Here is a 2717-nt window from a genome sequence, read left to right as displayed (position 1 = left end):
TTCGCGTACTGGCCGGCGAAACGGCCAATGCGGATGACCGGCATCTTGAGCCCGAAGATGAGCACGACGCTCATCTGGAGCAGGACCTTGAGCCGGCGAGCGATGATGTCGGACTCGCACTCGTCAAAGCTCTCCGCGCAGTCGCCGCCCTGCAGCACGAATCGTTTGCCTACCGCCGCCTCGCGGAGCTGCGCGCGGAGGGTGTTCGACTCCCACGACGTCACGAGCGGCGTCACGCGGGAGAGGCGGGAAAGCACGGCGTCGAGCGCGGCGGCGTCCGGGTAGGTGGGTTGCTGGAGCGCCTTCCGGGTGCGCCAGCTGGCCGGCGTCCAGGCCGTCTGTTCAGGGTTGATAACCGGGTCGATAACCATCGGGTGATTGCGTCAGCAGTGGGCTGGCTTGCTATTTTGTTATGCATCCGTGATGAATCGCCGCCGCCGAATGGGTATCCTACAGCGTCGCGGCGATCATCCACGGATCCCCGTGAACCCTCGAGTATACCATCCTGATCCGACCGCATGCCATCCTATTCTGCCGAGCCGATCGCCATGGCACCACCCACACACGTCACGCCATCGATCCTCATCGTCGAGGACGACCCCGACCTCGCCGGCCTACTCCAGATCCACCTGGGGGATCTCGGGTATGCGACCCACGTCGCCCGCGACGGACGCAGCGGGCTCGAAATGGCCCTCCGCGACCCCTTCGCACTGCTCATTCTGGACCTCATGCTCCCCGGGCTGGACGGCCTTGAGGTATGCAAACGCATCCGCGCCGAAAACCGCGCCTTGCCCATCCTCATGCTCACGGCAAAATCCGAGGAGCTCGACAAAGTGCTCGGCCTCGAACTCGGCGCCGACGACTATCTCACGAAACCGTTCAGCATCCGCGAGCTGCTGGCCCGGGTGAAGGCCCTCCTGCGCCGGTTCGATCTGTCGAGCGAAATCGCCCGGCCGGCCGATGCGTCGGTGCTGATGTTTGGAGACCTGACGGTGGATGTCGACAAACGGAAGGTGACGCTGCGGGGCGAGGCGCTGGAGCTTACCGCGAAGGAATTCGAGCTGCTACTGCTGTTCGCCCGCAACCCGGGCCGGGCGTATAGCCGGCAGGAATTGCTGGACCTCGTCTGGGGCTACCAGTACAGCGGCTACAGCCACACGGTGAATACCCACATCAACCGGCTGCGCAACAAGATCGAGGCGGATCCGGCAGACCCACGCTTCATCCAGACCGTCTGGGGCCACGGCTACCGGTTTGCCGAGGCCGAGAAGTTACATTCCTGACCCACCATGCACAGTTTTTACGCGAAGTTATCCGCGATCTTCCTCCTCCTCATGCTCACCGTCGTGGTGATCGTGTCGATCCTCGGCTTCCGCGCGGCGCTGCAGCTGGATGTAGAGACCGACCAGAAGCTCAACCGCACCCTCGCCAGCAATCTCGCCGTGCTGTTTCAGCCCTGGCTGATCGATAACATCGACGACAAGATGATCCGGATGGAGATCGATAACCTGAAGGGCATCAATCGGCGGATTGATATTTATTTGATGGGATCGAATGGGATGATCAAGGCGCACTACGTGCCGGAGGATCAGGCGCTGATGATGCCCACGGTGGATCTGGCGCCGCTCGATGCGTACCTCGCCGGCGCCGAGCTGCCGCTGCTCGGCGACGACCCACTCCGCGCCGGCCGTAAAAAACCGTTCAGCGTCGCCCCCATCGTCATCATGGGTGAGGAAGGCTGTTATCTGTACGTGATCCTCGGCGGCGAGCGGTATGAAACCCTCGCCAACATGCTCACGAATAGCTATATCATGCGGACGGCCGCGCTCGGCATCGGGCTGACGCTGCTCGTCACCGCCGTCATCGGGATGCTGCTGTTTGCCCTGCTCACGAAACGCCTCCGCCGGATGCGCGAGGCCGTGCATGCCTTCGAAGGCGGCAACCTCCAGCGCCGCATCCAACCTGGCGAGCCCGATGAGCTGGGCGATCTGGGAGTAGCGTTTAACCAGATGGCGGATACCATCGTCGCGAACATCGACCAGTTGAAGCAGGCGGACCGCCTCCGGCGCGAGCTGATCGCGAACGTGTCGCACGACCTCCGGAGTCCGCTCGCCTCCATCCAGGGGTACCTCGAAACGATCCTGATCAAGGACCCATCCCTGTCCGCCGACGAACGCAAGGCGTACCTGGAGGTGGGGCTCAAAAACACCCGCCGGCTGGGGGTGTTGATCGAGTCGCTGTTCGAACTCTCGAAACTTGACGCCCGGCAGATCGAGCCGCAGATCGAGCCATTTTCGATCGCCGAGTTGGCGCAGGACCTCGCGATGCACTTCCGCCCCATCGCGGAGCGCAAAAATATCCGCCTCACGGTCGATGTCGCCACCCCGCTGCCGCTCGTTTACGCGGATATCGGTCTCGTCGAGCGCGCCATCTCGAACCTCATCGACAACGCGCTGCGCCACACCCCCGCCGGCGGGTCCGTCCGTATCGTCCCGACAAACGACGCCGGCTTCGTGCAGGTCGAGATCGCCGACACAGGCTCCGGCATCCCCGCCGAGGACCTGCCGAGGGTGTTCGACCGCTTCTACCGGGTCGAAAAAAGCCGCGCGCCGGAGGAGAACGGCGGCGCCGGCCTCGGGCTCGCCATCGCCCAGAAAATCTTCGAACTTCACGGCAGTCCGCTCGGGGTGCGCAGCGTGGTGGATAAAGGCACTACG

At 63.6% G+C, this 2717-nt stretch carries 3 protein-coding genes; 2 read left to right on the top strand and 1 reads right to left on the bottom strand.

What is annotated here, in order from left to right:
- Positions 1 to 371: 3-deoxy-7-phosphoheptulonate synthase (locus SH809_08255; protein ID MDZ4699680.1), on the bottom strand; the 371-nt coding region annotated here is incomplete at its 3' end.
- Between the two features lie 147 nt (positions 372 to 518).
- Here SH809_08255 and SH809_08250 point away from each other — a divergent pair.
- Positions 519 to 1283 carry a response regulator transcription factor gene (locus SH809_08250; protein ID MDZ4699679.1) on the top strand — a complete coding sequence of 255 codons (765 nt, stop codon included), beginning with the start codon at positions 519 to 521 and terminating at the stop codon, positions 1281 to 1283.
- A gap of 6 nt (positions 1284 to 1289) precedes the next feature.
- On the top strand, positions 1290 to 2717 hold a 1428-nt coding region (locus SH809_08245), incomplete at its 3' end, for a HAMP domain-containing sensor histidine kinase (protein ID MDZ4699678.1).

This window comes from Rhodothermales bacterium, assembly GCA_034439735.1.
Classification (GTDB): Bacteria; Bacteroidota; Rhodothermia; order Rhodothermales; family JAHQVL01; genus JAWKNW01.
This window is presented reverse-complemented; position numbering and strand designations above follow the sequence as displayed.

Coding starts and splice junctions, on each gene's coding strand:
- SH809_08250 (MDZ4699679.1), top strand. CDS start 519: ATGCCATCCTATTCTGCCGAGCCGATCGCCATGGCACCACCCACACAC.